At 49.6% G+C, this 272-nt stretch carries 1 protein-coding gene; it reads left to right on the top strand.

The window, feature by feature from the left end:
* Nucleotides 1-272 (top strand): DUF885 domain-containing protein (locus B4920_RS26325; RefSeq protein ID WP_139379681.1); only part of this gene is annotated, 272 nt, incomplete at both ends.

Genomic DNA, 272 nt, shown 5'->3' with positions numbered 1-272 from the left:
AGGCGGGCAAGGATGTACTCTCTAAGCTGACCGATTACAGCCCGTCGGGGGAAAATCATCGCCGTAAAGCGCTTAAGGCCATATTAGCTGAGCTCAATGCTATCGATGCCAGTAAGCTTAGCGCCTCTGAACAAGTGAGTTTAGGCTCGATAAAATCTGAAATCGCCGGCGCCCTGTTGCCTGCCGAAACCGTGGCCTATGGCACTATGCTTGGCGAATATGGTGTTTGGTTTTTACCTTATGTCGTCAACCACTTATCTGGATTGCATGTT

The sequence above is a fragment of the Zoogloea sp. LCSB751 genome, assembly GCF_002028455.1.
GTDB lineage: Bacteria > Pseudomonadota > Gammaproteobacteria > Burkholderiales > Rhodocyclaceae > Zoogloea.
This window is presented reverse-complemented; position numbering and strand designations above follow the sequence as displayed.